The 25,337-nt window shown below is 47.9% G+C and carries 33 protein-coding genes and 19 tRNA genes; 44 read left to right on the forward strand and 8 right to left on the reverse strand.

Annotated elements, in window-relative coordinates:
* Positions 1 to 26 precede the first annotated feature (26 nt).
* From FC18_RS09335 to FC18_RS09425, 19 genes are all read left to right on the forward strand, one after another.
* A tRNA-Met gene (locus tag FC18_RS09335) sits at positions 27 to 100 on the forward strand.
* A gap of 8 nt (positions 101 to 108) precedes the next feature.
* Positions 109 to 182 (forward strand) — tRNA-Ile (locus tag FC18_RS09340).
* A gap of 42 nt (positions 183 to 224) precedes the next feature.
* Positions 225 to 298: transfer RNA gene (locus FC18_RS09345), tRNA-Met, on the forward strand.
* Positions 299 to 314: 16 nt separating this feature from the next.
* Positions 315 to 388 (forward strand) — tRNA-Asp (locus FC18_RS09350).
* A 7-nt stretch (positions 389 to 395) separates the two neighbouring features.
* Positions 396 to 468 (forward strand) — tRNA-Phe (locus tag FC18_RS09355).
* 9 nt (positions 469 to 477) lie between these two features.
* A tRNA-Gly gene (locus tag FC18_RS09360) sits at positions 478 to 548 on the forward strand.
* Between the two features lie 4 nt (positions 549 to 552).
* Positions 553 to 626: transfer RNA gene (locus tag FC18_RS09365), tRNA-Ile, on the forward strand.
* Between the two features lie 23 nt (positions 627 to 649).
* Positions 650 to 737: transfer RNA gene (locus FC18_RS09370), tRNA-Ser, on the forward strand.
* 5 nt (positions 738 to 742) lie between these two features.
* Positions 743 to 814 (forward strand) — tRNA-Glu (locus FC18_RS09375).
* A gap of 16 nt (positions 815 to 830) precedes the next feature.
* A tRNA-Ser gene (locus tag FC18_RS09380) sits at positions 831 to 920 on the forward strand.
* Positions 921 to 926: 6 nt separating this feature from the next.
* Positions 927 to 1,000 (forward strand) — tRNA-Met (locus FC18_RS09385).
* Positions 1,001 to 1,016: 16 nt separating this feature from the next.
* A tRNA-Asp gene (locus FC18_RS09390) sits at positions 1,017 to 1,090 on the forward strand.
* A 6-nt stretch (positions 1,091 to 1,096) separates the two neighbouring features.
* A tRNA-Phe gene (locus tag FC18_RS09395) sits at positions 1,097 to 1,169 on the forward strand.
* A gap of 5 nt (positions 1,170 to 1,174) precedes the next feature.
* Positions 1,175 to 1,254, forward strand: a tRNA-Tyr gene (locus FC18_RS09400).
* Between the two features lie 6 nt (positions 1,255 to 1,260).
* Positions 1,261 to 1,331, forward strand: a tRNA-Trp gene (locus FC18_RS09405).
* A gap of 17 nt (positions 1,332 to 1,348) precedes the next feature.
* Positions 1,349 to 1,421: transfer RNA gene (locus tag FC18_RS09410), tRNA-His, on the forward strand.
* Positions 1,422 to 1,429: 8 nt separating this feature from the next.
* Positions 1,430 to 1,501 (forward strand) — tRNA-Gln (locus tag FC18_RS09415).
* Between the two features lie 23 nt (positions 1,502 to 1,524).
* Positions 1,525 to 1,595, forward strand: a tRNA-Cys gene (locus FC18_RS09420).
* Between the two features lie 36 nt (positions 1,596 to 1,631).
* Positions 1,632 to 1,715, forward strand: a tRNA-Leu gene (locus FC18_RS09425).
* A 215-nt stretch (positions 1,716 to 1,930) separates the two neighbouring features.
* On the opposite strand, the gene FC18_RS09430 is transcribed toward FC18_RS09425, so the two are convergent.
* The 6 genes from FC18_RS09430 to FC18_RS09455 all read right to left on the reverse strand — a co-directional run bounded on the left by FC18_RS09430 (position 1,931) and on the right by FC18_RS09455 (position 7,461).
* Positions 1,931 to 3,106 carry a tyrosine-type recombinase/integrase gene (locus FC18_RS09430; protein ID WP_054678534.1) on the reverse strand — a complete coding sequence of 392 codons (1,176 nt, stop codon included), beginning with the start codon at positions 3,104 to 3,106 and terminating at the stop codon, positions 1,931 to 1,933.
* Positions 3,107 to 3,214: 108 nt separating this feature from the next.
* The gene (locus FC18_RS09435) at positions 3,215 to 4,501 is read right to left on the reverse strand and encodes an Abi family protein (protein WP_054678535.1); all 1,287 of its coding nucleotides are present in this window, start codon (positions 4,499 to 4,501) and stop codon (positions 3,215 to 3,217) included.
* Between the two features lie 107 nt (positions 4,502 to 4,608).
* Positions 4,609 to 5,040, reverse strand: a complete 432-nt coding sequence (locus FC18_RS09440) for a FlgT C-terminal domain-containing protein (RefSeq protein ID WP_054678537.1) — start codon at positions 5,038 to 5,040, stop codon at positions 4,609 to 4,611.
* A 74-nt stretch (positions 5,041 to 5,114) separates the two neighbouring features.
* A complete protein-coding gene (locus tag FC18_RS09445) occupies positions 5,115 to 6,455 on the reverse strand; it encodes an SNIPE associated domain-containing protein (protein ID WP_054678543.1) in 1,341 nt (446 codons plus the stop codon).
* An 18-nt stretch (positions 6,456 to 6,473) separates the two neighbouring features.
* Positions 6,474 to 6,926, reverse strand: coding sequence for an ImmA/IrrE family metallo-endopeptidase (locus FC18_RS09450; protein WP_054678547.1), 453 nt, complete (start codon positions 6,924 to 6,926; stop codon positions 6,474 to 6,476).
* A 4-nt stretch (positions 6,927 to 6,930) separates the two neighbouring features.
* Entirely contained in the window at positions 6,931 to 7,461 is a 531-nt protein-coding gene (locus tag FC18_RS09455; protein WP_056976157.1) for a helix-turn-helix domain-containing protein, read from the reverse strand.
* A gap of 137 nt (positions 7,462 to 7,598) precedes the next feature.
* On the opposite strand from FC18_RS09455, the gene FC18_RS09460 reads away from it, so the two are divergent.
* Complete coding sequence (locus FC18_RS09460; RefSeq protein ID WP_056976158.1) at positions 7,599 to 7,838, forward strand: helix-turn-helix transcriptional regulator; 240 nt, start codon at positions 7,599 to 7,601, stop codon at positions 7,836 to 7,838.
* Between the two features lie 211 nt (positions 7,839 to 8,049).
* Here the strand turns inward: FC18_RS09460 and FC18_RS09465 are convergent, their stop codons facing one another.
* Positions 8,050 to 8,352, reverse strand: coding sequence for a type 2 periplasmic-binding domain-containing protein (locus FC18_RS09465; RefSeq protein WP_054678553.1), 303 nt, complete (start codon positions 8,350 to 8,352; stop codon positions 8,050 to 8,052).
* A 62-nt stretch (positions 8,353 to 8,414) separates the two neighbouring features.
* On the opposite strand from FC18_RS09465, the gene FC18_RS09470 reads away from it, so the two are divergent.
* Together FC18_RS09470 and FC18_RS12125 are read left to right on the forward strand one after the other, a co-directional pair.
* The gene (locus FC18_RS09470; RefSeq protein ID WP_054678555.1) at positions 8,415 to 8,654 is read left to right on the forward strand and encodes a hypothetical protein; all 240 of its coding nucleotides are present in this window, start codon (positions 8,415 to 8,417) and stop codon (positions 8,652 to 8,654) included.
* A gap of 116 nt (positions 8,655 to 8,770) precedes the next feature.
* Positions 8,771 to 8,968, forward strand: coding sequence for a hypothetical protein (locus FC18_RS12125; protein WP_156300894.1), 198 nt, complete (start codon positions 8,771 to 8,773; stop codon positions 8,966 to 8,968).
* On the opposite strand, the gene FC18_RS09475 is transcribed toward FC18_RS12125, so the two are convergent.
* A complete protein-coding gene (locus FC18_RS09475) occupies positions 8,943 to 9,473 on the reverse strand; it encodes a hypothetical protein (RefSeq protein ID WP_054678558.1) in 531 nt (176 codons plus the stop codon). The genes FC18_RS12125 and FC18_RS09475 overlap by 26 nt on opposite strands.
* Before the next feature lie 58 nt (positions 9,474 to 9,531).
* Between FC18_RS09475 and FC18_RS09480 the strand changes: the two genes are divergently transcribed.
* The 22 genes from FC18_RS09480 to FC18_RS09590 all read left to right on the forward strand — a co-directional run bounded on the left by FC18_RS09480 (position 9,532) and on the right by FC18_RS09590 (position 25,333).
* A complete protein-coding gene (locus FC18_RS09480) occupies positions 9,532 to 9,837 on the forward strand; it encodes a DUF771 domain-containing protein (RefSeq protein ID WP_054678561.1) in 306 nt (101 codons plus the stop codon).
* Between the two features lie 193 nt (positions 9,838 to 10,030).
* The gene (locus FC18_RS09485; RefSeq protein ID WP_054678565.1) at positions 10,031 to 10,318 is read left to right on the forward strand and encodes a hypothetical protein; all 288 of its coding nucleotides are present in this window, start codon (positions 10,031 to 10,033) and stop codon (positions 10,316 to 10,318) included.
* Positions 10,315 to 10,569, forward strand: coding sequence for a hypothetical protein (locus tag FC18_RS09490; RefSeq protein ID WP_056976160.1), 255 nt, complete (start codon positions 10,315 to 10,317; stop codon positions 10,567 to 10,569). Before FC18_RS09485 ends, FC18_RS09490 begins: the two co-directional genes overlap by 4 nt.
* A 175-nt stretch (positions 10,570 to 10,744) precedes the next feature.
* Positions 10,745 to 11,572: a rolling circle replication-associated protein gene (locus tag FC18_RS09495; RefSeq protein WP_054678571.1), complete on the forward strand. Its 828-nt coding sequence runs from the start codon at positions 10,745 to 10,747 to the stop codon at positions 11,570 to 11,572.
* On the forward strand, positions 11,569 to 11,871 hold the full coding sequence (locus FC18_RS09500; RefSeq protein WP_054678574.1) for a hypothetical protein: 303 nt from the start codon (positions 11,569 to 11,571) through the stop codon (positions 11,869 to 11,871). Before FC18_RS09495 ends, FC18_RS09500 begins: the two co-directional genes overlap by 4 nt.
* 222 nt (positions 11,872 to 12,093) lie before the next feature.
* Positions 12,094 to 12,507: a hypothetical protein gene (locus FC18_RS09505; RefSeq protein WP_054678578.1), complete on the forward strand. Its 414-nt coding sequence runs from the start codon at positions 12,094 to 12,096 to the stop codon at positions 12,505 to 12,507.
* Between the two features lie 4 nt (positions 12,508 to 12,511).
* Complete coding sequence (locus tag FC18_RS09510) at positions 12,512 to 12,769, forward strand: hypothetical protein (RefSeq protein WP_202813297.1); 258 nt, start codon at positions 12,512 to 12,514, stop codon at positions 12,767 to 12,769.
* Positions 12,759 to 13,370 (forward strand): HNH endonuclease signature motif containing protein, encoded by a 612-nt coding sequence (locus FC18_RS09515; protein WP_054678581.1) that lies wholly within the window; start codon positions 12,759 to 12,761, stop codon positions 13,368 to 13,370. The genes FC18_RS09510 and FC18_RS09515 overlap by 11 nt, the downstream gene beginning before the upstream one ends.
* Positions 13,370 to 13,930 (forward strand): DUF6877 family protein, encoded by a 561-nt coding sequence (locus tag FC18_RS09520; RefSeq protein ID WP_054678587.1) that lies wholly within the window; start codon positions 13,370 to 13,372, stop codon positions 13,928 to 13,930. Before FC18_RS09515 ends, FC18_RS09520 begins: the two co-directional genes overlap by 1 nt.
* A gap of 545 nt (positions 13,931 to 14,475) precedes the next feature.
* Positions 14,476 to 14,898, forward strand: coding sequence for an ArpU family phage packaging/lysis transcriptional regulator (locus FC18_RS09530; protein WP_056976162.1), 423 nt, complete (start codon positions 14,476 to 14,478; stop codon positions 14,896 to 14,898).
* 525 nt (positions 14,899 to 15,423) lie between these two features.
* On the forward strand, positions 15,424 to 16,308 hold the full coding sequence (locus FC18_RS09535; protein ID WP_054678593.1) for a terminase small subunit: 885 nt from the start codon (positions 15,424 to 15,426) through the stop codon (positions 16,306 to 16,308).
* Positions 16,292 to 17,530 (forward strand): PBSX family phage terminase large subunit, encoded by a 1,239-nt coding sequence (locus FC18_RS09540; RefSeq protein WP_054678596.1) that lies wholly within the window; start codon positions 16,292 to 16,294, stop codon positions 17,528 to 17,530. Before FC18_RS09535 ends, FC18_RS09540 begins: the two co-directional genes overlap by 17 nt.
* Positions 17,531 to 18,994: a phage portal protein gene (locus FC18_RS09545; protein WP_082620499.1), complete on the forward strand. Its 1,464-nt coding sequence runs from the start codon at positions 17,531 to 17,533 to the stop codon at positions 18,992 to 18,994.
* A complete protein-coding gene (locus tag FC18_RS09550; protein WP_056976164.1) occupies positions 18,987 to 21,092 on the forward strand; it encodes a minor capsid protein in 2,106 nt (701 codons plus the stop codon). Before FC18_RS09545 ends, FC18_RS09550 begins: the two co-directional genes overlap by 8 nt.
* Before the next feature lie 151 nt (positions 21,093 to 21,243).
* Positions 21,244 to 21,471 carry a hypothetical protein gene (locus FC18_RS09555; protein ID WP_054678608.1) on the forward strand — a complete coding sequence of 76 codons (228 nt, stop codon included), beginning with the start codon at positions 21,244 to 21,246 and terminating at the stop codon, positions 21,469 to 21,471.
* A 42-nt stretch (positions 21,472 to 21,513) separates the two neighbouring features.
* Positions 21,514 to 21,768 carry a hypothetical protein gene (locus FC18_RS09560; protein ID WP_054678611.1) on the forward strand — a complete coding sequence of 85 codons (255 nt, stop codon included), beginning with the start codon at positions 21,514 to 21,516 and terminating at the stop codon, positions 21,766 to 21,768.
* A gap of 131 nt (positions 21,769 to 21,899) precedes the next feature.
* The gene (locus FC18_RS09565; protein ID WP_056976166.1) at positions 21,900 to 22,454 is read left to right on the forward strand and encodes a phage scaffolding protein; all 555 of its coding nucleotides are present in this window, start codon (positions 21,900 to 21,902) and stop codon (positions 22,452 to 22,454) included.
* A gap of 12 nt (positions 22,455 to 22,466) precedes the next feature.
* The gene (locus FC18_RS09570) at positions 22,467 to 23,423 is read left to right on the forward strand and encodes a hypothetical protein (RefSeq protein WP_056976168.1); all 957 of its coding nucleotides are present in this window, start codon (positions 22,467 to 22,469) and stop codon (positions 23,421 to 23,423) included.
* A 75-nt stretch (positions 23,424 to 23,498) separates the two neighbouring features.
* Positions 23,499 to 24,104 (forward strand): Ig-like domain-containing protein, encoded by a 606-nt coding sequence (locus tag FC18_RS12340; protein WP_082404040.1) that lies wholly within the window; start codon positions 23,499 to 23,501, stop codon positions 24,102 to 24,104.
* Positions 24,105 to 24,117: 13 nt separating this feature from the next.
* Positions 24,118 to 24,510, forward strand: coding sequence for a head-tail connector protein (locus tag FC18_RS09580; protein WP_156300895.1), 393 nt, complete (start codon positions 24,118 to 24,120; stop codon positions 24,508 to 24,510).
* A complete protein-coding gene (locus FC18_RS09585; RefSeq protein ID WP_054678622.1) occupies positions 24,507 to 24,884 on the forward strand; it encodes a hypothetical protein in 378 nt (125 codons plus the stop codon). Before FC18_RS09580 ends, FC18_RS09585 begins: the two co-directional genes overlap by 4 nt.
* Positions 24,885 to 24,892: 8 nt before the next feature.
* On the forward strand, positions 24,893 to 25,333 hold the full coding sequence (locus tag FC18_RS09590) for an HK97 gp10 family phage protein (RefSeq protein ID WP_054678625.1): 441 nt from the start codon (positions 24,893 to 24,895) through the stop codon (positions 25,331 to 25,333).
* Positions 25,334 to 25,337: the final 4 nt, after the last annotated feature.

The raw sequence follows: 25,337 nt of genomic DNA on the forward strand, positions 1-25,337 counted from the left end.
TAGGACGAAAGTCCGTTTAAGCACTTCGCGGTGTAGCTCAGCTGGCTAGAGCGTCCGGTTCATACCCGGGAGGTCGAGGGTTCGATCCCCCCCGCCGCGATTGGTCTTGGACCTTTAGCTCAGTTGGTTAGAGCAGACGGCTCATAACCGTCCGGTCGTAGGTTCGAGTCCTACAAGGTCCATCTTTACAAGGTGGGCGGAGTTTGGTAATATAATATGGTTATCGCGGGATGGAGCAGTCTGGTAGCTCGTCGGGCTCATAACCCGAAGGTCGTAGGTTCAAACCCTACTCCCGCAATTGAACTGAATATTTTGGTCGCATGGTCTAGTTGGTTAGGACGCATCCCTGTCACGGATGAGATCGCGGGTTCGAGTCCCGCTGCGACCGGTGAATCGGATCGGTAGCTCAGTTGGTAGAGCAATGGATTGAAGCTCCATGTGTCGGCGGTTCGATTCCGTCCCGCGCCATTCAGGTTTGCGGGTGTAGTTTAGTGGTAAAACCACAGCCTTCCAAGCTGTTGTCGCGAGTTCGATTCTCGTCACCCGCTTTATGGGCCTATAGCTCAGCTGGTTAGAGCGCACGCCTGATAAGCGTGAGGTCGATGGTTCAAGTCCATTTAGGCCCATTATAATTTAATATCACCATCATGGAGAAGTACTCAAGTGGCTGAAGAGGCGCCCCTGCTAAGGGTGTAGGTCGGGAAACTGGCGCGAGAGTTCGAATCTCTCCTTCTCCGTTGATGGCCCGTTGGTCAAGTGGTTAAGACACCGCCCTTTCACGGCGGTAACATGGGTCCGAATCCCGTACGGGTCATAGTTTCAGCTTTAATGGAGAATTACCCAAGTCTGGCTGAAGGGAACGGTCTTGAAAACCGTCAGGTGGGTCAAACCACGCGGGGGTTCGAATCCCTCATTCTCCTTATTATCGCGGGATGGAGCAGTCTGGTAGCTCGTCGGGCTCATAACCCGAAGGTCGTAGGTTCAAACCCTACTCCCGCAATTGAACTGAATATTTTGGTCGCATGGTCTAGTTGGTTAGGACGCATCCCTGTCACGGATGAGATCGCGGGTTCGAGTCCCGCTGCGACCGTTAAATGGCTCGGTAGCTCAGTTGGTAGAGCAATGGATTGAAGCTCCATGTGTCGGCGGTTCGATTCCGTCCCGCGCCATTTATGGGGGATTCGCATAGCGGCAATTGCGGCGGACTGTAAATCCGCTCCTTCGGGTTCGTAGGTTCGAGTCCTACATCCCCCATGTAATAGGGATATAGTTCAATGGTAGAACAACGGTCTCCAAAACCGTCGATGTGGGTTCAACTCCTACTATCCCTGGTAACAAAATATTTATGGCGGTATTGGTGAAGTGGTTAACACACTGGTTTGTGGTACCAGCATACGTGGGTTCGATTCCCACATACCGCCCTTTTAATTGGGGTATAGCCAAGCGGTAAGGCAACGGACTTTGACTCCGTCATGCGCTGGTTCGAATCCAGCTATCCCAATTCCCGTTGGGATAGCATTTGATGGCGGTATAGCCAAGTGGTAAGGCAGAGGTCTGCAAAACCTTAATCACCGGTTCAAATCCGGTTACCGCCTTCCTTGCGGCCCCGCCGCTGGAAGTTTTATAGTTATGCCGGTGTGGCGGAATAGGCAGACGCGCTGGATTCAAAATCCAGTTCTAGAGATAGAGTATCGGTTCGACCCCGATCACCGGTAGAAATGGCATTTTTCCAGTAACGGAGAGTGCCGGTAAGTGAGGAGGAACGTTGTTAAATCAACGTTCCTCTTTTTTTGTACCGGTAAGTAAAGGGGAGTACGGAGCAACTTCACCGACCAACTACCGACCAAACGCTTATTTTTTAGAAATTTGGTCGGTAAAAACGGCTGTAACCCTTGGGAGAGTAAGAGCAAAACTGATTTTTTTGTATTTATCATAGTACACTGACTGCTTTCTTGGCCTCAGTACGCTTTAGCCGGTCTAGGACGTGGGCGTATACCTTCAGGGTAATAGCGAGGTTCTTATGGCCCAAGCGCTTCGAGACATATTGTACGTCGACACCTCGGCTTAACAGGTAGCTGCCATGGCTGTGGCGCAGGCCGTGAAAGGAAAATAGTTCTTTGCCTTCATAGATGCCAATCCGCTGCATGGCACGGCGCATTTCCTTGTTGGCATCGTTGTCAGTTGGCGGTGTGCCGTCAGGACCGATGAACAACAGACCGTATGGGTTCGTTTTGGCGCTTATCTTAGCCCTCAACATGAGTTTGTGTAACGAGTGCATAAGTACAGGGGAGATGTCCAAAACGCGCGTCTCGTGGTTCTTGGTGGGCAGGAACACCCTGTCTGGTTTATCCCAAATGACTTCGCCGCGCTCGTTCTTCTCTGGGCGCCATGTACGGTAGTTAAACGTCTTGTTGATACTGACGGTACCGGCCTTCTCATCGATGTCGTGCCAGCTGATGCCTTGGACCTCAGCAACGCGTGCCCCGGTGTAGATTGCAAACTGAACCATGGATAAGCCGATGCGCGTCTCGTCAGCAAAATGGTTTGCGTAGTCGCGCAGCTTCTCGAAGTCATCGGCCTCTAGGAACTTGTCATTTTCCGACTTGCCCTCAGTCCCTCCGAGGACAGCACGCACCGCGGGATCCTTACGCAGGTAGTTGTCATCGAGTGCGGACAGGAGGCACTGGTGGGCGTGTGAGTGCAGTTTCTCGACAGATTGCTTGCTGTGCTTATGCCCAAAGCCATCGTCAATGTACCAATTCATGAATTTCTGGTATTTGGTGCGAGTGATGTCGCGCAGCTTGGTCTGCTTCCAGTAACCGGCAATGATGTTTTGAGAAGTGGCGTACTTGGTCATGGTGACAGCCGACACCACTGGCTTCTTGTACGTATCCAGCCATAGCTCAAAGTAGTCAACGAAGGTCATGTCTGGGTTATTGGGCATTTCCCCAGTCGTATCCACCATGTAGTGCGCTTCAGCCTGCTTGGCATCTTCCTTCTTGTCGAAGCTTTTAGTTCGTTTGTGTGGCTTGCCGTCAGCATCTTTTTCGGTCCATTCGAAGACCCAGGGTTTGCTGGCGCGATTTTTGCGCTTATATATGGTCATGTGAATCTCTCCTTGTGTTAAAATTGGGTATACAAAAAGCGTCGCATTCTAACGCGATTTGTTCATCATCCCTATCCTTCGCCCGCCAAAGTGAGAGGATAGGGATTTTTATTTTTCACGCTTACATTTGGTTAAACCCTTTGATTGCGCGTCAATTAGTGTTATTTCGTACGGTTCCTGAGATGAAGTTTTTAGTGCGGCACACTCCTTACTATGGTGGTAACTTTTTCCTCGTTTGGTAACCCAAACGGTTTGTTCCTGCGCAACCGAGCCGCTTGGGTGTCGATTCAGAATTAAAGGTACGTTTAGCGAATCACCTGACGTAGAGGTTACAGTAATTTGACTATGAATTTTAGAATGTTTAGTAAGTTCTACATTGGCTTTTCGAAGCTGTTCAATATAATTAACCGGTAGTCCAGAATTGATAAGATAGTCGTTGTATACAGAAGTGGTGAAATCATTTTCATCAAATAAATAACTGTCTTCTATATCCTGTAATGACTGAATAAAAAGTGATCTGCGTACTGGTTTTTGAGTAAGCATTAGTAGAAACAATAATGCCGAGAATAAATCGTTTCGACCTACCAATGATTTTTTTCTAACTATGCCTGAGCCAATGTAGGTTGACATTATTCTCGGAGAGGGATTTGATTCTAATTTGGCTTTATAGAGGTATAACGGATTTGAGTGGGCTGAGGCATTCCTAAATTGACGAAGAATTTCAAAACCAATTGTCACAAGTTCCTTTTTTGCACCTATATCTTCGCCATCTATTGGGTCCACAATCTCTTGAACAATATTTGTTTTGAGTGACTTTGGTAGTATTTGGAAATAACGTACTGCCGACCCCAAAGTCATGTTTGACATCATTATCCAAGGCGGAATATGGTTCTTGTGGGTTTTATAATAAGCTACTGGATTGTCGTCACTATCTAGTACTCGATTGTGAATGTAACTTACAACATCGTTTCGTGTACTCCCCGTGTAGTTATCAGGATGCAGATATGATTGTACTTTTGGATCAGGATTCTTAGGGTCATCCTTCGTAAAGTTGTTAACTCCGAACTTTTTTGCAACTTCGTAGCCAATTAAATTTTTAAAATGATTTTCAACAGGGAAAACAGTTGTTAAAAAAAGTTCCTGAAACTGAGAGTCTAGTACGAATTGGGCAAATAGTTGATCCATGGTTGCGCCTGGTATGAACGTCTCATCTCCGTTACTAGGGGACTGCTGGTAATTCTTTTTATAACCGTTGATCAACTTGTAATATCCATAATCTTTCAGCAAATCAATAGCTTGAAAATCATTGATAATTGTTAAACCACGTTTCTTAAGAACGTCTATCAAATCAGGAAAGTCAACGAAGGGTTTATCAAATACTGATTTTTTTGTCATACGAAAAAACTCCTCGACATCAGTCGGGGAGTTTTGCCGTGTGCCATCGAACCGTAGCACCTCTCAAAGTAATTTGAGTATAGCTATTTTTCCCCGAAATGTCAAAATTATTTGTTTACCTTTACAACATAATCTCCAATATGGATTTCTCCAAAGTTATACTTTGCAAAAATATTTGAAGCGTCTTTAGAATTAACATTCATCGGCCTACCGATTATACGTGTGCGAATTCGCGGATCACTAACTCTTGAAGCATCCGATAGCAAAGCAGTCGCTAAATTGCCCGCCGAAATTGACTCTTGCTTGTATTGTGATTGGCACACGCTATATTTTTCAAAAACCTCTTTTACATAAATTCGTTGTTTTTTTTGTTGAATGGTCGCCAATAATTCATGGGTTTCTGGATCAATTAATTGCTTTGTATCATTATCCAGAATATCAAATTGGTCTCCTTCTTTTATTTTATCTTTGATACCTGCGTTAATTGCAAGTGTGTACTTATCTGAAATTGCAATTACTCTAAATTGTTTGCTGGTCATGGCTTTACTCCTAACTTGTTGATTTTATTTTGTGCTTGTTGAGCTACTCCTCTGAGAGTGTCATAGGTATGTTGTTAGTTTTCAAGAGCCAAGGATTGACGATATTCTGGCGCCTCGGGTCGTGCGTTGAAGTCGACTGTCAAGTCCTTGTATTCCTCAAGAACTGATTCAACCTGTTCGATTGGAATCTTGAAGTATTCCTTACGCATGTTGACCTTGTTGATTCTTTGTTTTTCAAACCGCTTGTGTAAGTCTGCCTCGAGCGCGTAAGCATCATAGGAGAAAATCAATGCGTGGACATCGAACTTGAAGGGTACGGATGCTGACCCAAGTTCATCGATGCGATCCATAGGGTCCAGACGACGGGTAACACCAATTTTAACGACGTCTTCACCGAAGGAGCCGATGTTAGAAATGATGTATACATAGCCAGCAGTTGCGTGTTCCTTGCGGTAATCCAAATCTTTTTGCTGTGCTTCAGATTCGTCGATTTTAGCCTGCATTTCAGCGATTGCTTTCTCTGTATCAGCACGGTCCTGACCGGATTGAGATTCCATTTTTTCTTGCAGTTCGGAGAGTGCCTTCTGATAATGGTTGAGGTCCTTCAGCAACTGCTTCTGCTTATCGGCGATTTCCTTTTGTGCTTGCTTCTCTTCGCGTTCGCGTTCGCGCTGTTCACGAAGCTCCTCTTTCTCGACCTGTTTCTTATTGGCATACTCAAAAGCTAAATGTAATTCATCCTGTTTCAGGTTACGGTAATCTTCGGTAAGGCGAACACCATTTGGATCGTTCAACTTGTTGAGCTGTTCAAAGGATTTATTTATCCGAGCAACTACGCGGTCAAAGTTAGAATAGGTCACCTTGCCAATAGCCGCTTCGCATTCACCATTAAATGATCGTAGTAGCTGCTTGATGTTCTTGTTTTGCATAGACCGGCCCTTAGATGATGAACCATCCAAGGTCATTGGCCTGAAAATATTTCCGGCACTGGAGTTTTTAATCATTTGTTTCTGCTGAGCACGGATGTCTGCCAACTTATCTTTATAGTCGAGCGCGTTGGCAAATGCGTACTGCGGACGGTATAAACCGAAGTCCTGCATGGCCACGTCATCTGTAATCACAAGAATTTCCTTTTCGAGCGCTGTTTTCTTATCGGTCATGGCTACAAGTTTACTCTGCAACTGTTTAGCAGTCTCGGTGCCGGAAGATAGAGCAGATGCGAGTTTATCTCTCGTTTGTGTGAGTTGAACAATCTCGGCATCTAATTGTTCTGCAGGCATTGCCTCTAGAGCAATTTTGCGCTGATTCAATTCGTTTAATTTGCTATTTTGCTGTTTGAGCTCAGCGTTGTCGGCCTGTAGTCGGTCTATCTCCGCTTTGAACTCCTTAGCCTTGAACATATCCCCAAATCCCATAATGCTCCTCCTTTTACATCACTCTAAAATTCGTAACCCGTTGCTCAGGTCAAACGTGAGACCGTCATACATAAAATGCTCGCCATATTCAACACGGTAAGCCTCGATTGCTTCAAGCACTGAGTGTTCCGGAACCTCACAGTAATCAGCTATCTCAGCCACACACACCGCTGCGTCCCGCCAGGCTTTAACTAGACTTTCAAGTGGGACGAGCGACTTGGCGGCAAGCCGTCGCGCCTGTGTTTCTGATTGGGCGGTGCCAGGAGCGCTGTAGTCTAGTGTGTCGCCAGAACTAACCAGCTGGTGGGCGACCTCTTCAGCAATGATTGCCGTTTGTTCACGGTAGTCACGTCTAGCGTCAATGTAAATCACGTTGTCCTCACACATACCACCAAGCTTGGACGGCAAATCGCTGGTGAAAATATACTCATAACTGTCATTATCGGCAAGGTATCGTTCTTGTACGTCCATGCAATCAATCCTTTTTGTTACGTAATCTTTTTCTGTTTCTGGCCCATTCCATAATGGCTTCTCGTTCTTCAGGTGTGGCGTCGTCATCGATGTGGGCGGCGAGTAGTTCGGGTTCGTCGTAGGTGTACTCGGCAGTGGGTTCGTTTAATGTGCTGAAAGGCTTAACCAGTTTTGATGTTTCATGCTGGTCGGTTAGTTGCTTTGTAGCAAATTCCTCAACTGACTTAACGTGATCTGAATTGAGTTGTGGCAAAATTGAATAGATGTGATCAATGGACGTTTGACGTTCATTTATTTCACGCATCTGCTGATTCTTGGTGGCCATGGCCTCAGCCATGTTGTATAAGTCCTGTACTTGAACGCTTAGCGCATTAGCATATATACGAATGTCGTTTTCATCTAGTGATCTGTTTTGATTTTCGTGATTTGAAATTGTGTTCTGGGCGATTCCGGTCAGATTACTTAAATCTTTTTGCGTTAGTCCTTTTTCTTTACGCAAAGCGCGAATTGTAGGACCTAGAATGTTAGTAGCCATGTTTGAACCTACCTTTATTTTATGAGATAAGAATATCACAGTTTTGGAGAAAGACAACATAAATATCTCAAAATGCGAAAATATCCGTTGACAAAATATCTCAATGTGAGATACTGATTTCGAAATGAGGTGGTCAAATGCCATTAGGAACAACCAAGGAGGAGCTTCGAGTTCAATTTTTGAAGCCAAAGACTAAGCTTCTTGGCGAGCGTAGCCAACGAAAATGGACGACACAATACGCGGCAGATTTGATTGGCGTTAGTCGTCGACAATATGAGCTTAAGGAACGGGGGGCGTATCCATTCAACGATTACGAGATGTACATTTTAGCGAAGAAGATGGGGCTAAAGGTTGGTTCCCTTTTCTTTGAAGACTAATATCTCACGGTGAGATATTGAATGATCTTATTCGCCGCTAGAGTATCTATTCACTGCTGACGACAAAGGGAGGTGATGGAGTTGGCGAGCGTTACCATCGATGCTCTACAAAGAGTGCGTGAACTAGAAAAGCTGCTCAAACTAGCATCTAGCCAATCTAAGCAGCTAATCAAAACTTTAGAGCAAATAGCGCGGTACATGAATGATGAGTCTAAAAACCTAGGCTCTTAGACAACCAAGAAGTCATGGCGTCCTCCTGCATAGACGTCCAGTTGCTCAGGTCTGTGTTTTCGGCAATGAATTTATCGAGCTTTTCATCTGGATACTCTTCGAATTGTTGCTGGTTGTGGATTCCGGCCGCAGCCAACAGCTCATCAAGGCTGCCGAACTTGGAGTGATGACTAACGAACTGGTTATTCATCAGTTCGTAAATTGAAACCTCCTTTTGCTTGGATAACTCATGAGCATTACGTGCGAGTTCGTCTAAGCCATCGGTATCAACTTTTAGAGACATTTTGTCACCTCCTTTCATCAGAAGATGAGCCAATTATCCCACATAGAAAGGAGGTGATGGGGATGATTTTCACGGAGGAGCTGCACAATTTCGACCCGAGTGATCCCATTGATAGAACTGTTATCGAATATGGTAAAGGACTGACGGTCGGACTTACCGTGGAGCAAATTCATCAGTTGCGCATCAGTCTTGCTACTGATTTGTACGCATCACTCACCGAGGAAGGGCACAAGGCGTTGCTCGACCTGGTTTGTGCCATCGATTATCTGTATCGAGACAAGTTGAAGGAGTTGAGTGATTAGTGTTGCTGACAATTGTGCTGATTTTGAACTTAATCATGAATATCGTGAATCTGATTGTGATTGTGAAGACCAGTAACATATGAGCTCACGGGTCCTGTAAATGGTGGTGAATTTTATTGGCAAAAAAAAATTCCGCCAATGAACTGGCGGAAGAGTTGTCTGCAGGTTTGGGGTTTGCAACTTTGCTGGGGCTTGGCACGTTAATTAGCCACGGAGATGTACGAACGATGCTAATAGTTGCCTTTACGTTAACGTTTGCCGGCACGTTTCTCAAACTGGTTTACCAAATTATAAAAATGAAGAAATCAGCTTAGCGAGTAGCGGTTTGTATATTAGACCAATGGTGATGATAATCCACCAGATGAAATTTCCAAGCTTATTAGCAATGGAGTTTTCTTTAATGCCCAAATAGCGGAATGCGGACTGGGGTAGGTATATTACCTGCTTAATCCAGAAGATTACTGAGAAGTTTTCGGCATATCGTTCTTTGAAGAAGTCTCTCATAGTTCCAATCAAGGGCAGCTGTTGAGACATAATCTGCCTGTCCGTTGAAGGAAAGCTGGCAATGACATCAACCTGTTCAGTGATTATGACCGCGCGATTACCTCGATAATGGGGAACACCAAGTGTTGTGTTGCCTGAGTATGCCTTGTAAAGATCGGCAAATACAGCGTTGCTCGGTCTGGTTTTGGTAGTGTCTACAACCCAGTCGTTATACTGCTCGTCGATTTTACAAACCTTATTCAAATTGTCTTTTGTAATTAGTATTCGGCCAAGAAATATACCCACTAGTAACACGATTAGTCCAATCCAGTTCATCAGTATCGTCTCCCGTATAGTGTTGAACTCATTATCTCATAGAAAGAAGGTGTCATACATGCCAAGAACAAAGCTGCAAGACCGCATTACGTTTCCCGAGGTTCCAGATTACGTTCGCCCCGACTTATACGGAGTGACCTGGAGTCTCGAGGACGTGGCCAAGACGGTCAAACGTGATAGCAAGTTTGTAAGCCAGGTGATTCTTCGTGCTAACTGGCACGAACTTGATCACCGGAATGGTGGCCCCGTTCGTTTTCCAAAAGACGAGCCGACAGTCAAGTCAAACGGACCATATCGAATCCAAGCCCGTGCCATGTGCTTCTGGATTGAGAAGAACTGGGAAAGAATACAAACCGCTCAGTAAGGAGGTGAGAACATGATGAACTCATTCATGCAGCCGCTCGGTCAAATAATTGAGTGGACGTTCGGGCATCAGCGAACTATCGCTGCGCTGCTGATTGTCGCGTGTGCAGCGAGTGCCGCGACGTATATCGAGCTGCGCGGTTGGCACGCATTTCTTATTGCTATTGATCTGGCGCCTGAAGGAGGTGATGAGGATGCGAGCAAACAAGCAAATGCGGAGCCTCACCGAGGAATTGCACCAACGTGGGCAGCAAGTGTTTCACCTGCAAAACGTGCGCGCTGAAATCCTAACAGACATTGACCGCAGCGAAGCGGAACAAAAGCGTGCCAAGACCGTTCACGAACGGCTAGACATTATCGGCCAACGTCAGGGCCTTACTGATGCCCTGACGCACGTGAATGTTGAGCTTAAAGTAGCACAAGCAGATTACGACGATGCCGTGGGTAGACTGCGACGACAAGAAAGGGAGCAAGCATTATGACCAATGCAGTAAACAAGCACCAGGAATTGAAATTTGAGGACTCCATGCAGTTTGCATGGTCGTTACCAGCCAAGCTGAAGCCAGTTATTAAGCGGGTTGCCAGTGGGGCTAGTGTCGACATCGAATCAGAGCCATTCGCTGACGATGAGACCGCCACTATCGCGGTTCGTTTCTGGGGCACGAATGAGGATCGGGACGGTGTTATCGAAGTCATCAAGTCCTCGTTCCCAGAACTGGTGCTCAAAAAATGAGCATAAAAAAAGTCATTGACCGAAGCCAACGACAAGAATGAAACCTAGACAACTTCATTCTAATCAAGTAGGTGCAGTCGGTCAACGACTGTTTTTTTAGACCTGGTGTCAGGTCAATGTCGGGCTTGTTATAGCTATTAACATTACGACGGAGAAAAACAGAGGAGGCCGGAACATGCTGTACGTGCGAGAGAAGAAGACCGTGGTGGACGGGTACATGGAGGTAGATATCTTTGCTCGAGACACTGCGCAGGATGCTCCACAAAAGAAGGGAACCAGAAGCAAACGAGTCAGGGAAACGGCACCAGCCCAGGGTAACCTGAACGATAAGAATGCACGCCGATACCTTACTCAATTGGCGAATGGAAACTTCGGTGAGAATGACCTGTTTGTTACCCTGACCTACACAGATGAGTACCTACCCAAGACGGTTGATGAAGCCGAGAAGCATGTAACCAAATTTCTTCGGCGGGTAAAGGATAAGCGTAAGAAGCTCGGTCTGGATCCACTCAAGTACATCCTTGTCACTGAATACAACGAGGATGAAGACGGCCACCTGACCACTCGTATTCACCACCACCTGCTGATGAACGGTATGGACCGGGATACTCTCGAAGGCTTGTGGCGAGAGCGGATGCTGGTGAACGGCAAGACGGGGATGCACAAGCTGGGCCTCGTGAGCACCAAGCGTATTGATCCGGATTTCGACAAGCTTCGTAATGGTGTCGAGGGTCTGGCCATGTACATGATCAAGAATCCAAAGGGCAAGAAACGCTGGTCGAGCTCACGTAATTTGAAACGACCAGTGTCACGCAATAATGACCACAAATACAGCCGGAAACGGTTAAGAGAAAATGCTTTTGATCCTGCGGCTGGGTTCATCTTCTTTGAGAAACAGTATTCAGGTTGGAAGATTACCGCGCCAATCGAATACGAGAAGAATCCAGTCACTGGTGAATGGAGCGCGCTACTTAGATTGTGGCGCAGAAAGGATGCAGCATGATTAAACTCACAAAGAGTGAAAAACTGATTCTGAAAGCAATGGGCACGGGTGGCAATGATATTGCGGTGTTAGCTGTATTGCAGCCCGAGGTGGCTACTCGATTGTTGACCGCGCAGTGGGAGTCACAGTCGAAGCTACAAAAAATTATGATTGCGATTCTAATCTCGTTTAGTTTTGATCGCATGAAGTACGAACCTGAAGCCGTGAAAGGCGTGTGCAATCTTTTTCGCTGTGAGCTGATTGAAGAGGATGCACTACTCAATTTCTTTATGGGGGATGCCGATGACAGTGAAGCCTAATCGTCAGAATTGGCATGTTGAATATACCGACAAGTTCGGCCAGGTTGAACGCTTCAATCTCACACTACCAGTGCATACAGTTGAACAACCTCATTGGAACCGAAACGGGTGGCTTGTAATTGGATCACTATCAGTCAATGGACACACTATCAATCGGGACAGCGTTATAATTCGACGCCAGGGTTCCCCGTTCTATGATTCTCAATTTCCAGAGGTGGTGTGATGGCACGTAAATTCATTGAAGTTCCACTGGTTCCATTGGTGTTCATGGGTCTAACCATCAACTTTGATGTGGTAATTGAATGGTGGGGGAAGAAACTGCCAGCGCACACCACGGGGATGGGTGGCACTGATTGGTATTGTGTTCTATATCACGAACGCGTTATTGGTTATTTCGCGTTTGAGTTACGCACAGAATACAAGGCACCGAAGATTGAGGATTGCGAATATCGTGTTGAACCGCTGCGGGATGTTGATCTTCACCATGTTCAGTGTGGACTGCATCAGCATATTTCGTTCACCTGGACAAGTGGACCACACTCATACACACATATCGCGCCTAATGTCACACCCGAAGAGGCAGAAAAGGAACTGAATAATCAGATTTTAGATGGAATCAAAAATACTTGGAGATGATTTTATGGGAATAAAGAATACTATGGATGATTTGAACAATCATCTATTTGCTGAGATGGAACGGTTAGATGATGAGGACCTTAGCGATGATCGAATCGATACTGAAATAAAGCGGTCTAATGCAATTTCTAGTCTTGGTGGCACCATAATTGAAAACGCTGCGCTCATTCTGAAAGCTAAAATTGCTTTCGGTGACAACCTTAGTGCAGCGACCAAAGACCGACCGCGAATTCTCCTTGGGGATGCCAGTGATGGGAAGTAGCCGATTCACACGACAGCAACGGACTGTGCTGGATGCATACGTTCCTGGCCACCACTATTTTGAAATATCCGAATTCGTGCACACGGAGTTCGGAATCACTTTTACTGTTAGTCAGGTGCACTCATACGTTCGTAATCATCACCTGCTGACGGGATTTGATGGGCGAATCAAGAAACGGCAGGTGCTCAATGCCAAGATGCAAATCAAGCCTGGCGAACACCGTAATCCAGCAACTGAATTTAAGAGCGGTCATGAACCGGTAAATAAATTACCAATCGGGACCACCAAAGTAAAAAGTGATGGCTACCTGTGGACTAAGGTCAAGGATACTGGCCCCATGTGGAAGCGGTGGCGGCAGACTCATGTATTGAAGTGGGAGTCTGCACACGGGCCGCGCCCGGCGGGGATGGCAATCACCTTCATTGACGGTAACAAGCTGAATGTGTCACTTGATAACTTGATGCTGATGACGAAGGCAGAGATGCTGCAATACAACCGTCGGGGGTTGAGTTCAGCTGATCCGGAGATTAATCTCGCTGCACTCAATTTAGCCAAGATGGTAACAAAAGCACACAGGGTCAAACGAAGGGAGAAAAATTGATGTACAAGGAATTCGGACCAGATGATGAAATAATTCAAAACTACGCGACAATTTACCGAAAAAATGATGAACCAGCAACAGTGCTGCCTAAAGATGGTGATCTGCCTGATTTTGTTCGGGAACGGTGCGACTGGATTATGAAGGCTGTAACAGATAGTGACGCGTCGATGTCATTTATCGGAATGCTTAGGTGTATTTTTGCACAGAACAACGAGCAAGAAATGAAGGACGATTTTGAAATGGCGGGATTAGACTGGTTACCAGTTTCTATCAGGTTTCGTGAATGGAGCTCAATGCTGTTTATGGACACCCTGCACCAGATGAGGGTAGCAGCTTACCTGATCTACGGAGAGGCGGCTAAAGCACAACGGGAGCGAAATGAGCGGGTAAGTGAGTATGCGTCCAGGCTTCGTGCCGTAAGTTCAAAGTTACCTGCAGAAATGCTGTTGGACCTCAAATCACGACTTGGTGATTGGTCGTTATCGGGTGGTTACATGGGTAGCGAATATGTATTACAGCTGGTCGTTAATGCTGAACGGTACGCAGCACAGCATGGTTAATGAATTAAACGGAGGTAGTGTGAACAGAATGACGAAACCACAGGCAGAAAACGAGCGTAAATGGATCATGAAGAATCCGCGACGCAGTAGGTACCTTGATGCGAGTTCAGCTTTACGACGTGCCTTATGGGAGTATGAACAAGCCACAGCGGGGATGCACGGTAAAAAATCTTGGTTGGTGTCGCTTCTGGTACTACTGGTTCAGAGATTGATGGGAGTCGAATTAAAGCGTGAGTTTGGGTCTTCGCGCCGGGTTCCATGCTACCTTTGGTTTTTCCTGTTACTTGGATGTGTAGCAACAGGTTATGCCATTGGAGCGTTATTATTCAGTCTTTATCATCACTACCCAATACAGTTAGTCTTGATTGTCAGTGCAGGCGCTCTCACAGGCTTATGGTCAGTTCATTCAATCAGCATGGAGATTGACGCCATCAAGTGTAGAAACCACTGATTGCATAAAAAAAGCGCATCGCCCAAAAGGCACGCGCCCTCATCCAAAAATGGATGCCCACAGCAAACATTTTACCACAGGAGAGTGACGGGCGATGGAGCTTTTACCGATTGACGAGAAAAAGAGTCGCGCTGCAGCAGAGGAGGTACTGGAGCAGTACCGGGAAAAGCGTGCTATTGTCCGGATGCCAGCCATGCCAAAGCTCACCAGCTCTTGGGGAGATGGCACCGCGAACTCGACGGCACCGCGTAGCCCATATGCTCAACAGCTGCTGGAAGACCGTGAACGTGCTCGAGGCTTCTGCTCATGGGTTGAGGCCAGTATTGATCACTTGCCACGCGAACTGCACCAACGCCTGTTGCTGGCCAGATATGTTGATGGCAGTGAAACGCAACACCCGGACCTCACGGCAATGGACGTGCTAGACATTTCATCATCGCATTATTTCAGGATTAAGGCCCAGGCTCTGTTGGCGGTATCTTATTATCTTGGTCTTCAACGTGATTCGAAAAATTAATGGGAGTTATTTGGGACTAATTTGGGAGTTATTTGGGAGGATAATGGGAGTTTACTTCAGATATTCTTGTAGCGTGCCAAAATGATGAAGTGGCGCAGCCTCCAAGTATCTCGTGCCAAGGCAGTGCTCAGACCACTGTCCTGGCTTTGCTGGGTAACCAGCACTTCATAAATATTTCTCTTTAGTGGGTGGCGGAAAACACCTGCGAAGTAAATACGGTCGTTGGAATACGGCCGGTGACGTCAGCGCTTAGTAGTGCATCTGCTGAAGCTGCAGAGTCAAATCTGCGGACGCCATCGCAGCATGGTCAGCTGCGACTCCTTTCAGAATGGAGCGTGGAAATGGTTTTAACTGATTCGTGGGTTCAGTTTCGCGGTTCGATTCCGCGTCCACGCCTTGGCCACTAGGTCATAGACAAGGCTATCATCGTCTTTGCAACAGTTCCGGCATTCGTGGAAAAGGATGCCGGTATTTTTATGGCTTTTGGCATTCGGATAATTATTAACGGGAGGTGGGTGATATGTAATGCCACGCAAGCGAGATCCAGCACGTGAACAGGCGCATGAATTGTGGTTGGCGTCGAACAAACAGCTGGCGTTGAAAGATATTGCTGACCAGCTGGGTAAGAAACCATCGACGATTCGAAAGTGGAAGGCCGAGGATAATTGGGATGGTAACGCGAAAAGGAGCGCTCCTTTTGAAAGGGAGCGCTCCTTTTCAAATCACGCCGCTCAAAAAGTAGCTGAAGCTGATATTCCGGAAAAACGTAAAGTCTTCGCAACCCTATATCTACAACGTTTCAACGCCACCTGGGCATATTTGCAAGCATACGGTGGCAGCCAAAATGTTGCTGCAGTTGAGGGTTCTCGTCTCCTAAGAAATCCTAAGGTTGTTGAGCTTTTGAATGAGCTCAAAAAGGAGCATGCTCGGCAACTGGACATCACCGCGATGGACGTACTAACCGAGGTGGCGAAGCAGGCCAATGCGAACATCGGGGACTTTCTCGATTTCGCCACTGAAGAGCACACCGTATTTGATAGCAAAGGCAAGGTGGTAATGGATCCGGAGACACGAAAACCACAGCATTATTACATGCACCGGGTGAATCTCAAACCACAAGCTGAGGTCGATACGTCATTAATCAAGACGGTGGCCATCGAAAAAGGTCACATCAGGCTTGAACTCTATGACAAACAGCGAGCCCAGGAAGTATTGCTCAAGGCACTGCCTGCAGTCGGGGATGGTTTGATGGCGGCACAGCAACGCAAGGCAAAAGCAGATGCGGATGTTGCTCAGTCACGGGCAGACATCGTGAACACGCCGGAGGGAGAAACGTCATACGGGCTAAGCATTGATATACCGGCAAGCAAGTCTACTGAAGGAGGCCAGAACGATGCAGGTGAAAGCTAGTGAAATTATTGCGCCAGCATTCTACCCGGTATTCTGGGATGTGCTTGAACACCGCTTCAGCAAGTATTACTTGGTTGGCGGGCGTGGTTCCACGAAGTCTAGTTTCGTCTCTGTGATTGTTGTTCTGGGAATGATGAGAGACCAAGATGCAAACGCGGTGGTTTTGCGTAAAGTGGCCAGCACATTGCGAGAGTCTGTGTTTGACCAGTATCTTTGGGCAATCGACGCACTTGGTGCTTCGGACTTGTGGCGTGTTTCTGTGAGTCCGTTGCAGCTGACGTACAGGCCAACTGGTCAGCAGATACGATTTAAAGGAGTCGATAAGCCGAAAAAAATCAAATCACAGAAGTTTCGTGTGGGCTGGTGCAAGTTCATCCACTACGAAGAATTTGATGAATTTAACGGTGAGGCTGAGCTACGAAATGTAAGCCAGTCACTCGGCCGTGGTGGTGATGGCATTGTCGAATTCAGATCCTGCAATCCGCCAGCGAGTCAAAACAGCTGGGCAAACCAATCGGTCAAGGCCGCCGAGTTTCGACCAGACGCCTTGGTTCATCGGTCAGATTATTTGACTGTGCCAAAAAAGTGGCTGGGCCTTGGCTTTATTGCTGATGCGGAGCAATTGAAGAAGGATAACCCCACGGCATACGCCCATGAATACCTCGGTGAGGTCACTGGGACAGGTGCAGAGGTATTTACCAACCTGACGTTAAGAGAGCTCAGTGACGACGAGGTGGCCCAGTTTGACCACACGCGCCGCGGCCTGGACTTTGGTTTTGCGCATGACCCGTTGGCGTACGTGATGGCCAACTATGACCCTACATATCGCCGACTATACATTTACGGTGAGCTGTACAAAGTGGGGATGAGCAACGCCAATGCAATTAGTGCAATCAAGGCATTGAATCCGAACAACGACGTCATCTTTGCCGACTCCGCTGAGCCACGGACGGTGTACGAGTTTCACGATGCGGGCCTTAATCTTTTTGGGGCGCGCAAAGGACCGGGGAGTCGCGAACACGGGATGAAGTGGCTGCAGGATTTGCGCCAGATAATTATTGATCCGATTCGCTGCCCCAACGCGGCCAGAGAGTTTGGTGGCTATGAGTTAGCACGCGATGCTACTGGTGGATTCAAATCGGGGTACCCCGACGGTAATGACCACACGATAGATTCAATCAGGTATAGCCTGCAGAACGATATGAGACGAGGTGCAAGATAGTTGGAACTTGAAAATCTTAAGCAGTTACTGAAGAACCGTGAGCCACAACGGGTGCATTTTGTTGCGCAGGCTGAGCTAAGTGAGAAGTATTACAACAACGAGAACGACATCACGATTCGCAACGGTGGTGTTTCCAAGGTGAACACTGACGGCGCTGACAAGAGCAAGGGCCCGCTGCGTAAAGCAGACACGCGTATTAGTAGCAACTTCCACCAGATTCTCGTTGATCAGAAAGCCGATTATTTGACTGGCACTCCGCCAACAATCGACGTTGGGGATGATGCTGCCAATGAAAAGGTGCGCCAGGTGCTTGGCGACGACTTTGCCGCAACATTGCAGGAGCTATGCGTAGATGCATCGAATGCCGGTGTCGGCTGGTTGCACGTTTGGTTTGACGAAGATGAAAAGCGAATGCGTTACGCCGTCATTCCACCGGAACAAATCATCCCGCTATACGCTGGCGATACTGACCGCAGCTTGCTCGGTGTTTGTCGCCGGTATGCTCAGATTGACAAGAGCACCGGAAAACAGTTCACCTGCATTGAATACTGGGATGAGAAGACTGTCACTGCATACCGTACTGACCGCACCAATTACGAAGATCTACATGAACTGAAAAAGTACGCATTGTTTGACGTGGCCACCGGCGAGGATACCGGTACGCCAACCGCAACGTTGGAGCATGGAATTGGCGAAGTGCCGTTTATCCCATTCCGGAATGGGAAGCGTGAAAAGCCAGACTTGTTCAAGTACAAGGGCTACATTGATGTTTACGATGAAGTTTACAGTGGTTTCGCCAATGACCTCGAAGACGTGCAGCAGGTAATCTTGGTGCTCACCAATTACGGTGGCCAAGAGCTACACGACTTTATGGATCAGCTGCAGCAGGATAAAGCAGTTAAGCTCGATGCTGTTGGACCGGACGATAAATCTGGCCTCAGCACGCTTACGATTGATATTCCCACTGAAGCACGCCAAAAATTGCTGGACCTCACGTTCGACAATATTTTCGTTTATGGTGAGGGCGTCAATCCCAAACAGCTGAGCACTGGCACAAGCATGTCTGGGGTGGCCATCAAGCTTCTTTATGGTCAGCTTGAATTGAAGGCGTCAACGACCGAGGTTTGGTTCCGGCAAGGAATTGCGCGCCTAGTACGGATTATCATGCGTCAGCAGAACATTAGCGGCGCAGATACGCGTAACATTGACCAGACATGGACTCGCAGTCTGATTAGCAACAATACCGAGCAGGCCGATGTGGTGGCCAAGCTCGCCGAATACAGCAGTCAGGAAACCATCGCCAAGAATAACCCGCTGGTCGGGGATGACTGGCAAGGCGAACTTGAACAGCTGCAGAAGGACAAGGACGACGCCATGGAATCTCAGGCTAAGCATCCGGATCCGTTTGCTAACCCAGGCGCTGCGCAGAGCCTCAGCAACGATGAAGGTGTAGGCGATGAATAGCCGGGAATACTGGCAAAAGCGTTACCTGCAGCTGAAGGCATCAAGCGAGCGAACCGCGGTTCAGTACGAACGCAAGATGCTTCAGCAGATGGACACCATCAACACGCAAATCAGCCAGATGATTGTTGCCTGGTACAAGCGATATGCTCGTACTGCAGGTATCGACTTCGCCACCGCGGCGCAGGAGCTCAAGCGTGCCCGGGGCAAAGACTGGGAAACCACACTGGATGATTTCATCCGGAAGGCCAAACTCGACGGCTACGAGGACGAGTTGGACCTGCAGTACATTCAGCAACAGGTCGCGCGACTGCAGCAGCTGCAGAGCCAAATCATGAACCAGGTTGCGCCGGTTGTTCCGGAGCTGACTGATTCGATGTCCGAACAGTTGCAGCAGACCTACCTTGATACCTACGAACATGCCACGTATTTGAACGAGGGCATTACGGGGATGCAAGGGAATTTCGCCAACTATGATGAAACGGCCGTCAAGATGGCGGTATCTAACCCTTGGGGCGATGGCCAGATGTTCAGCAAGCGTATCTGGGACAATTTCCAGAACCAGCTGCCTAAGATGCTGACGGACGCCGTCATGCGCGGGACAGTGCTGGGTGAAAACTCCAAGAAGATTAGCAAGCGAATTGCCGCTGCTAACAATACCTTCAGCGAGGTTAACATTCATCGTCTAGTGCAGTCAGAGCTCGCACACGTAACCGAAGAGGCCACGTTTAAGAGCTACGCCGATACTGGTGTTGAAGAGTACACCTACATGGCCACCCTTGAGAGTCACACGTGTCCCATTTGCGGTGATCTCGACTTGCAGCGATTTAAGCTCTCTGATAAAAAGTCCGGAGTCAACTATCCGACTATTCATCCGTACTGCCGGTGCACGACCGCCGCGTGGAATGAGGACATGCCACCAATCGGGAAGCGATGGAGCAAGAATCCTGAAACTGGTAAGCGCAAGATGGTCGATGCGGTTAGCTTCAACGAATGGGCCAAGCAGAACGGGTTGCGAAAGTCGCCCACGAAGCCTAAGTCCCTAGTCAACGCTAATACGGCTGAAAAATTAGGAGCTAAGACTGCTGCTGACATTGATGCGACACTCAGAAATGCGCCAAAGAACATGCAGCATTTATGGTCCAAGTTTGCTAATCAGATGGTAATTGATGATGATGCCGATAATCCGACATTAGGTTCCCACTACAATAATAGAACCGGCAAAGTCACCTTACGGCCTAAAGACATCGAGGGTGCAAATGGTAGAAACCGGTTGGATGCATACTTCCACGAGATGGCTCATCTTATCGATAATAAAGCCGGCAACGTTTCAGTTAACGAAGATTTCAAGAACGCACTCAATAGTGATTATGACAATTTCATGAATCCCCGCATTAATCGCTTCCGGAATGATGTAACCAAAGATTCAGATAAATTGGTCACATACGGACGCAAGAGTTATTACGACACGTTGGAGGTTAAGTTTGGTAAAAACGGCAAGCTCACGCCATCGAGTGCCCGCATGCTGACTCAAAACGAAGTCAGGGACGAATTACGCACTAAATATTCAAAGTCTAGTTTGGGCGACGTGTCCGATATGACTGGTGCATCATCTGGTATTGAGGGTGGATTGTTTGGCACTGGCCATAAAAAGAACTACTATTGGACACCTGGTAACCAGGAGAAGGAAGCATTCGCTGAAATGACCTCTGCTACCATCAATAATCCGGAGTCTCTGGAGCTGATTAAGAAAATTTATCCGACGGCTTACAAGAAATATCAGCAAATTGTAGACCAAGTTAATCACAATTCAAAATCTGGAGCTGTTTCTGGAGCACTTAACGATGATAATGATCCATTTTTGGAAAAACGTTCCAAATATGCGGATGACACATATGAAATGCTACGGAAAGCTAAACGAGAATCACTCGTTGAAGTATCTGCACAACGTTCTGGAATAAGTGTAGAGGCTGCTCAACGAGGCCTTCAGCATATTCTAGACTCGAAGTATGACCTATGGGACAATGGCAGGCTGGTTCATTTTGACCCATCGTACGATATGTCCGAATCACTTATTCGTTTACGAATGCACAACGGTTAATTACGCGAATATGATAAACTCCTGTTAGTGCATGAACAGCTTGAAGCAAAATACATGGATGAAGATGGTATGGCATACCGGGATGCACACATTAAGGCCAATCTGGTATATAATTACGAGGAAGCAGTAAGGCGATGGAAGGAGGAGCACGATGATTAAAATCACTTTGATGTCAAAGCATGACACAATCGAAACGTTTAAACTCGAGAACATGTTCACGAGTCGTGTTGCAAGTGGCACTATTGATCGTAAGAGCGGTGAAATGAAGTTGCAAGATAGTGATATTGGCGCTCCTTCTTCAGACGCGCTGTTGTATCACCTGATGCAAAAAAGCACAGGTCTTGCAGTTGGAGAAAGTAGTGGCGTAGCGTATGGGTAGCGACCATGATTCGACAAAGCAAACCGGGGTGGAATAAAATTGATGGAATGTGAGACTGAAGCAATAAATGTGCTTGAGGGCGCGTTTACTGATAGTGAACTAGAAACGTATGTCTTTTACATTCAAGATTATTTTGCCGATGAAACCGACCAACTTGCTGAGGACAGTCCGAAAATGGAGGATTTTCTAAACGACCTAATTCCTGAACTGACCGAGTCATATACGCCACCAGACAGAGGCACTTGGTTAAAAAAGCTTCGCAGAATTATTGAACATGCAAAAACATTAGCAAATTAGCACTCGCCATTTGGTGGGTGTTTTCTTTTACCCAAATCTCGCCCTAGGCACGGCGTTAAAAGGTCTATTTTTTATGCCCTGTCGTGGTCACACCACGTAAAAAATCGTGTAAGGGCGGAAAGGATTTAACCATGAATCGTGAAGAATTGAAGAACCTAGGATTATCAGATGAGCAGATTGACCAAGTGATGGCCAACCATGGTAAGGCGACGCAGAAACTGCGTGATGCAAACAGTAAGCTGGAGCAGCAGTTATCCGATGTCACAGCAGGCAACTCGGAACAAGGCACAAAGCTTGAGGATGCGAATAAGCAGATCAAGGCGCTAACCAAGAAAGCCAATCAGGTTGATGACCTGACCAAGCAGCTCAACGAAGCTAACGGTAAGCTCACCCAGGGCACACTCGACAAGGCGATTGAAAGCCAACTGTCTGCGGCCAAGGTGCGCAACGTGAAGGCCGCAAAAGCTCTGCTTGACCCAGACCTGCTCAAACTGGATGACGAAGGTAAGGCTCCTGACTTGAGCGAACAGATTAAGGCGCTGCAAGAAAGCGATGGCTATCTGTTTGATGAGGGTGTGAAGGGCAATTACAAGCCATCTGACGGTAAGACGGGTTCACCTGATTTAACGCAAGCCATGGCGGATGTTTTCAAAACAGGTTTACCAACCCAAGACGCAAAAAAATAGGAGGTTTAAGTGATGCCCGAAAGTACAACTATTAATTATGCCGAAGCCTACATGGCGGCAGTTCAAGAAAGTTTTTACCCAACTTCACTTTATTCAAGTGCTCTCTGGCTGTCCCCAGCGAATGCGGGGATTAGTTTTCTTGGAGCCAAGACGATCAAGGTGCCAACACTGAAAATCAACGCTGGTCGTACAGACCACACACGTCGCAGTTCAACCGCAATTCAGGCGAACTACTCTGATGATTGGACACCAATGCAGCTCACTCACGAACGTGAATGGAGTACGCTTGTTGATCCAATCGACGTTGATGAGACCAATCAGGTTGTTTCAATTGCGAACGTGACCCGTCAGTTCAACCTCGACGAGAAGATGCCTGAACAGGACCGTTACATGTTCTCAAAGCTCTACGCAGATAAGACTGCCAAGAATGACGGCGGTATCTACACTGAATCCCTCGATGCTTCCAACATTCTGACAATCTTCGATGAATTGATGGAACAAATGGACGAAAAGCGTGTTCCTGCAGTGGGTCGTTTGCTCTATGTGAACTCACACACCAACACGATTCTGAAACAGGCAGATGCGCTCAACCGCACTCTTCTGATCAGCAATCCAAACAACATTTCCCGTGCGGTTCACACGCTGGACGAAGTAACGATTGTTGTCGTGCCTTCTGATTTGATTCAGACCAAGTTCGACTTTGCGGTGGGTTCCAAGACCGTTGATGACGCGCAGCAGATTGACATGATGCTGGTCTACAACGGGGTTCAGATTGCACCGCAGAAGTACAGCTTTGTAGGCTTTGACCAGCCAAACGCTGCTAACGGCGGGAACTACCTGTATCGCGAAATCAGTTACGATGACGTGTTCCTGCTGCCAACCAAGTCTGCAGGGATTGCATTCCATGTTTCTGATAAGGCCAAGCCCGCAACCACTGACGGCACTGGCACAGCCCAGGGGGAAGCCTAGCGCTGTCCGGTGTTAATGTAACGCCTACTGCGGACGGCGCTATCGTGAATGCCAAGTAGGCAGAAAGGATAGCACATGGCAAAACTAGCTATTTTCAAGAAGGGTGAGGACACTCCGCTGGTTACGTCAGGCGATGACGGCAAGGCCGCAATCACCGGGCTGAGTCCAGAAACTGCAGTTGCTGCAGGTGATTATCAGGCGGCCCTCACTGATGGTAACAAGTACGGTGACAAGGTGGATGTTCCGGCATTCACCACGCTGCCTGATTACGCGGCTAAGGGTACAGCTGCAGGGAAGGCTGACGGTGACGCCGGCAAGACTGCAGCAGACAACTCCAGCCAGCCACAGGAATACCAGGACGCTTACACCGCGGCCTATACTCCTGCTAAGGCAGTGTTTGATGCTGCACAGCCAAAACCGGCGACCGGGATTAAGCTGCAGGCAACGATGTCACTTAAGGTTGGCGACACAAAGAAGCCAACACTTGCCGCTGATCCAGCTGATGCTGCAGACGCGGCCGCAGTGGTTGCCGCAACGACATACAAGTCCAGTGACGAGACCATCGCCACAGTGGCGGCCGATGGCACCATCACAGCAGTTGCTGCAGGTACGGCCACCATCACGGCGACGAGCGGCACATTCACTGGTGACTGCAAGGTTACCGTGGCGGCCGCAGCTTAAGGAGGCAGCATAGATGGCACATCCAAGAATGCAAGCGTTACTCGATAAGGTGCGCACGCTATCTGTTAAGGCTGACGGTCAAAAGGATGAGGAGTACCAGGCAATAACGGAGTTCACGATGCAAAAGGTGGTCGATGATGTAGCGAATTACACACACGTTCCGATTGAAGAACTCCCTGAAGCCTTGGACACCACGATTGTGGCCCTCGCACTGAATGCAATTGCTGAACTGGGACTGCTGAATGCCGTTTCTGACGACAACGCGGCCGTTGCCAGCCTTTCAGAAGGCGACACGTCCGTTTCCTTCGTTTCACCATTGGCGGCTTATCAGGCGCTCTCAGGAGCAAATACCATCACCACGAACTACCAGGCAAAGCTCAATACTTTCCGGGTGGTCAAACGATGAGGGGTGCAATTCAGCGGGCTGGCAAACGCCTGGCCAAGATTAAACACGAACTCGATAACGCAACGGTGACCATCAAGACGCTTGGTCCTGGGGATGACCCGGACTTTGCGGATAAGGGGGAACCGGTGGCGATTGTGACGGACTACCCGGCGCGTGTGATTAAGGGCGGGCTAAGTAGCAAAGAACAGCGCGAGTTTCTACCTGATCAGTATGATGCAATACTCGTCATCGACACCGGGATAGAGATTCCGGCAGGATGTACCATCGACGCTACCAACATCAACGGCGTGGTGACTCACTACAAGCGAGCGACCCGCGGTTACGGTTACCTTAGCCACCAAGAAGTGGCGATGGTGCTGGATACGAAAGCGTAGGTGATTGAATGTCCTCGGATTTCAAGATGGACTTCAGTGACTTCACCGAGTTCGCGGACAAGTTGCGCGCTGCAGGTCAGTCGGATGCACTCATGAACAAGATGGCACCGGTGATGAAAGAAGCCGGGGACATGGCAATTCAGGAGATTAAGGCCCGAACTCCAGTGGATACAGGTGAGCTGAAACGCAAGTGGCGTGTGGTTGGCCCCAAGCGGCCCGGTCACCATCTCATCGTCGACATCGTGAACAATCAGGAGTATGCCAGTTTCGTCGAAAAGGGTCACCGCCAGAAGCCGGGACGTTATGTTCCAGCAATCGGTAAGCGGCTCAAGGCGAAGTGGGTTGATGGCCAGTTCATGATGCGCGACGGGATGGCCTACGTGGAAGACCCGGTGAATCAGCACCTGCAGAAGGGGTTCGATGCAGCAGTTAAGTCAATTTTCGATTGAGGTG

This window comes from Lacticaseibacillus sharpeae JCM 1186 = DSM 20505, assembly GCF_001436225.1.
Taxonomy (GTDB): Bacteria; Bacillota; Bacilli; order Lactobacillales; family Lactobacillaceae; genus Lacticaseibacillus; species Lacticaseibacillus sharpeae.

Excerpts from the sequence above, each read along its gene's own strand:
- FC18_RS09430 (WP_054678534.1), bottom strand. The coding sequence starts at position 3,106 with ATGACCATATATAAGCGCAAAAATCGCGCCAGCAAACCCTGGGTCTTC.
- FC18_RS09435 (WP_054678535.1), bottom strand. The coding sequence starts at position 4,501 with ATGACAAAAAAATCAGTATTTGATAAACCCTTCGTTGACTTTCCTGAT.
- FC18_RS09440 (WP_054678537.1), bottom strand. The coding sequence starts at position 5,040 with ATGACCAGCAAACAATTTAGAGTAATTGCAATTTCAGATAAGTACACA.
- FC18_RS09445 (WP_054678543.1), bottom strand. The coding sequence starts at position 6,455 with ATGGGATTTGGGGATATGTTCAAGGCTAAGGAGTTCAAAGCGGAGATA.
- FC18_RS09450 (WP_054678547.1), bottom strand. The coding sequence starts at position 6,926 with ATGGACGTACAAGAACGATACCTTGCCGATAATGACAGTTATGAGTAT.
- FC18_RS09455 (WP_056976157.1), bottom strand. The coding sequence starts at position 7,461 with ATGGCTACTAACATTCTAGGTCCTACAATTCGCGCTTTGCGTAAAGAA.
- FC18_RS09460 (WP_056976158.1), top strand. The coding sequence starts at position 7,599 with ATGCCATTAGGAACAACCAAGGAGGAGCTTCGAGTTCAATTTTTGAAG.
- FC18_RS09465 (WP_054678553.1), bottom strand. The coding sequence starts at position 8,352 with ATGTCTCTAAAAGTTGATACCGATGGCTTAGACGAACTCGCACGTAAT.
- FC18_RS09470 (WP_054678555.1), top strand. The coding sequence starts at position 8,415 with ATGATTTTCACGGAGGAGCTGCACAATTTCGACCCGAGTGATCCCATT.
- FC18_RS09475 (WP_054678558.1), bottom strand. The coding sequence starts at position 9,473 with ATGAACTGGATTGGACTAATCGTGTTACTAGTGGGTATATTTCTTGGC.
- FC18_RS09480 (WP_054678561.1), top strand. The coding sequence starts at position 9,532 with ATGCCAAGAACAAAGCTGCAAGACCGCATTACGTTTCCCGAGGTTCCA.
- FC18_RS09485 (WP_054678565.1), top strand. The coding sequence starts at position 10,031 with ATGCGAGCAAACAAGCAAATGCGGAGCCTCACCGAGGAATTGCACCAA.
- FC18_RS09490 (WP_056976160.1), top strand. The coding sequence starts at position 10,315 with ATGACCAATGCAGTAAACAAGCACCAGGAATTGAAATTTGAGGACTCC.
- FC18_RS09495 (WP_054678571.1), top strand. The coding sequence starts at position 10,745 with ATGCTGTACGTGCGAGAGAAGAAGACCGTGGTGGACGGGTACATGGAG.
- FC18_RS09500 (WP_054678574.1), top strand. The coding sequence starts at position 11,569 with ATGATTAAACTCACAAAGAGTGAAAAACTGATTCTGAAAGCAATGGGC.
- FC18_RS09505 (WP_054678578.1), top strand. The coding sequence starts at position 12,094 with ATGGCACGTAAATTCATTGAAGTTCCACTGGTTCCATTGGTGTTCATG.
- FC18_RS09510 (WP_202813297.1), top strand. The coding sequence starts at position 12,512 with ATGGGAATAAAGAATACTATGGATGATTTGAACAATCATCTATTTGCT.
- FC18_RS09515 (WP_054678581.1), top strand. The coding sequence starts at position 12,759 with ATGGGAAGTAGCCGATTCACACGACAGCAACGGACTGTGCTGGATGCA.
- FC18_RS09520 (WP_054678587.1), top strand. The coding sequence starts at position 13,370 with ATGTACAAGGAATTCGGACCAGATGATGAAATAATTCAAAACTACGCG.
- FC18_RS09530 (WP_056976162.1), top strand. The coding sequence starts at position 14,476 with ATGGAGCTTTTACCGATTGACGAGAAAAAGAGTCGCGCTGCAGCAGAG.
- FC18_RS09535 (WP_054678593.1), top strand. The coding sequence starts at position 15,424 with ATGCCACGCAAGCGAGATCCAGCACGTGAACAGGCGCATGAATTGTGG.
- FC18_RS09540 (WP_054678596.1), top strand. The coding sequence starts at position 16,292 with ATGCAGGTGAAAGCTAGTGAAATTATTGCGCCAGCATTCTACCCGGTA.
- FC18_RS09550 (WP_056976164.1), top strand. The coding sequence starts at position 18,987 with ATGAATAGCCGGGAATACTGGCAAAAGCGTTACCTGCAGCTGAAGGCA.
- FC18_RS09555 (WP_054678608.1), top strand. The coding sequence starts at position 21,244 with ATGATTAAAATCACTTTGATGTCAAAGCATGACACAATCGAAACGTTT.
- FC18_RS09560 (WP_054678611.1), top strand. The coding sequence starts at position 21,514 with ATGGAATGTGAGACTGAAGCAATAAATGTGCTTGAGGGCGCGTTTACT.
- FC18_RS09565 (WP_056976166.1), top strand. The coding sequence starts at position 21,900 with ATGAATCGTGAAGAATTGAAGAACCTAGGATTATCAGATGAGCAGATT.
- FC18_RS09570 (WP_056976168.1), top strand. The coding sequence starts at position 22,467 with ATGCCCGAAAGTACAACTATTAATTATGCCGAAGCCTACATGGCGGCA.
- FC18_RS12340 (WP_082404040.1), top strand. The coding sequence starts at position 23,499 with ATGGCAAAACTAGCTATTTTCAAGAAGGGTGAGGACACTCCGCTGGTT.
- FC18_RS09580 (WP_156300895.1), top strand. The coding sequence starts at position 24,118 with ATGGCACATCCAAGAATGCAAGCGTTACTCGATAAGGTGCGCACGCTA.
- FC18_RS09585 (WP_054678622.1), top strand. The coding sequence starts at position 24,507 with ATGAGGGGTGCAATTCAGCGGGCTGGCAAACGCCTGGCCAAGATTAAA.
- FC18_RS09590 (WP_054678625.1), top strand. The coding sequence starts at position 24,893 with ATGTCCTCGGATTTCAAGATGGACTTCAGTGACTTCACCGAGTTCGCG.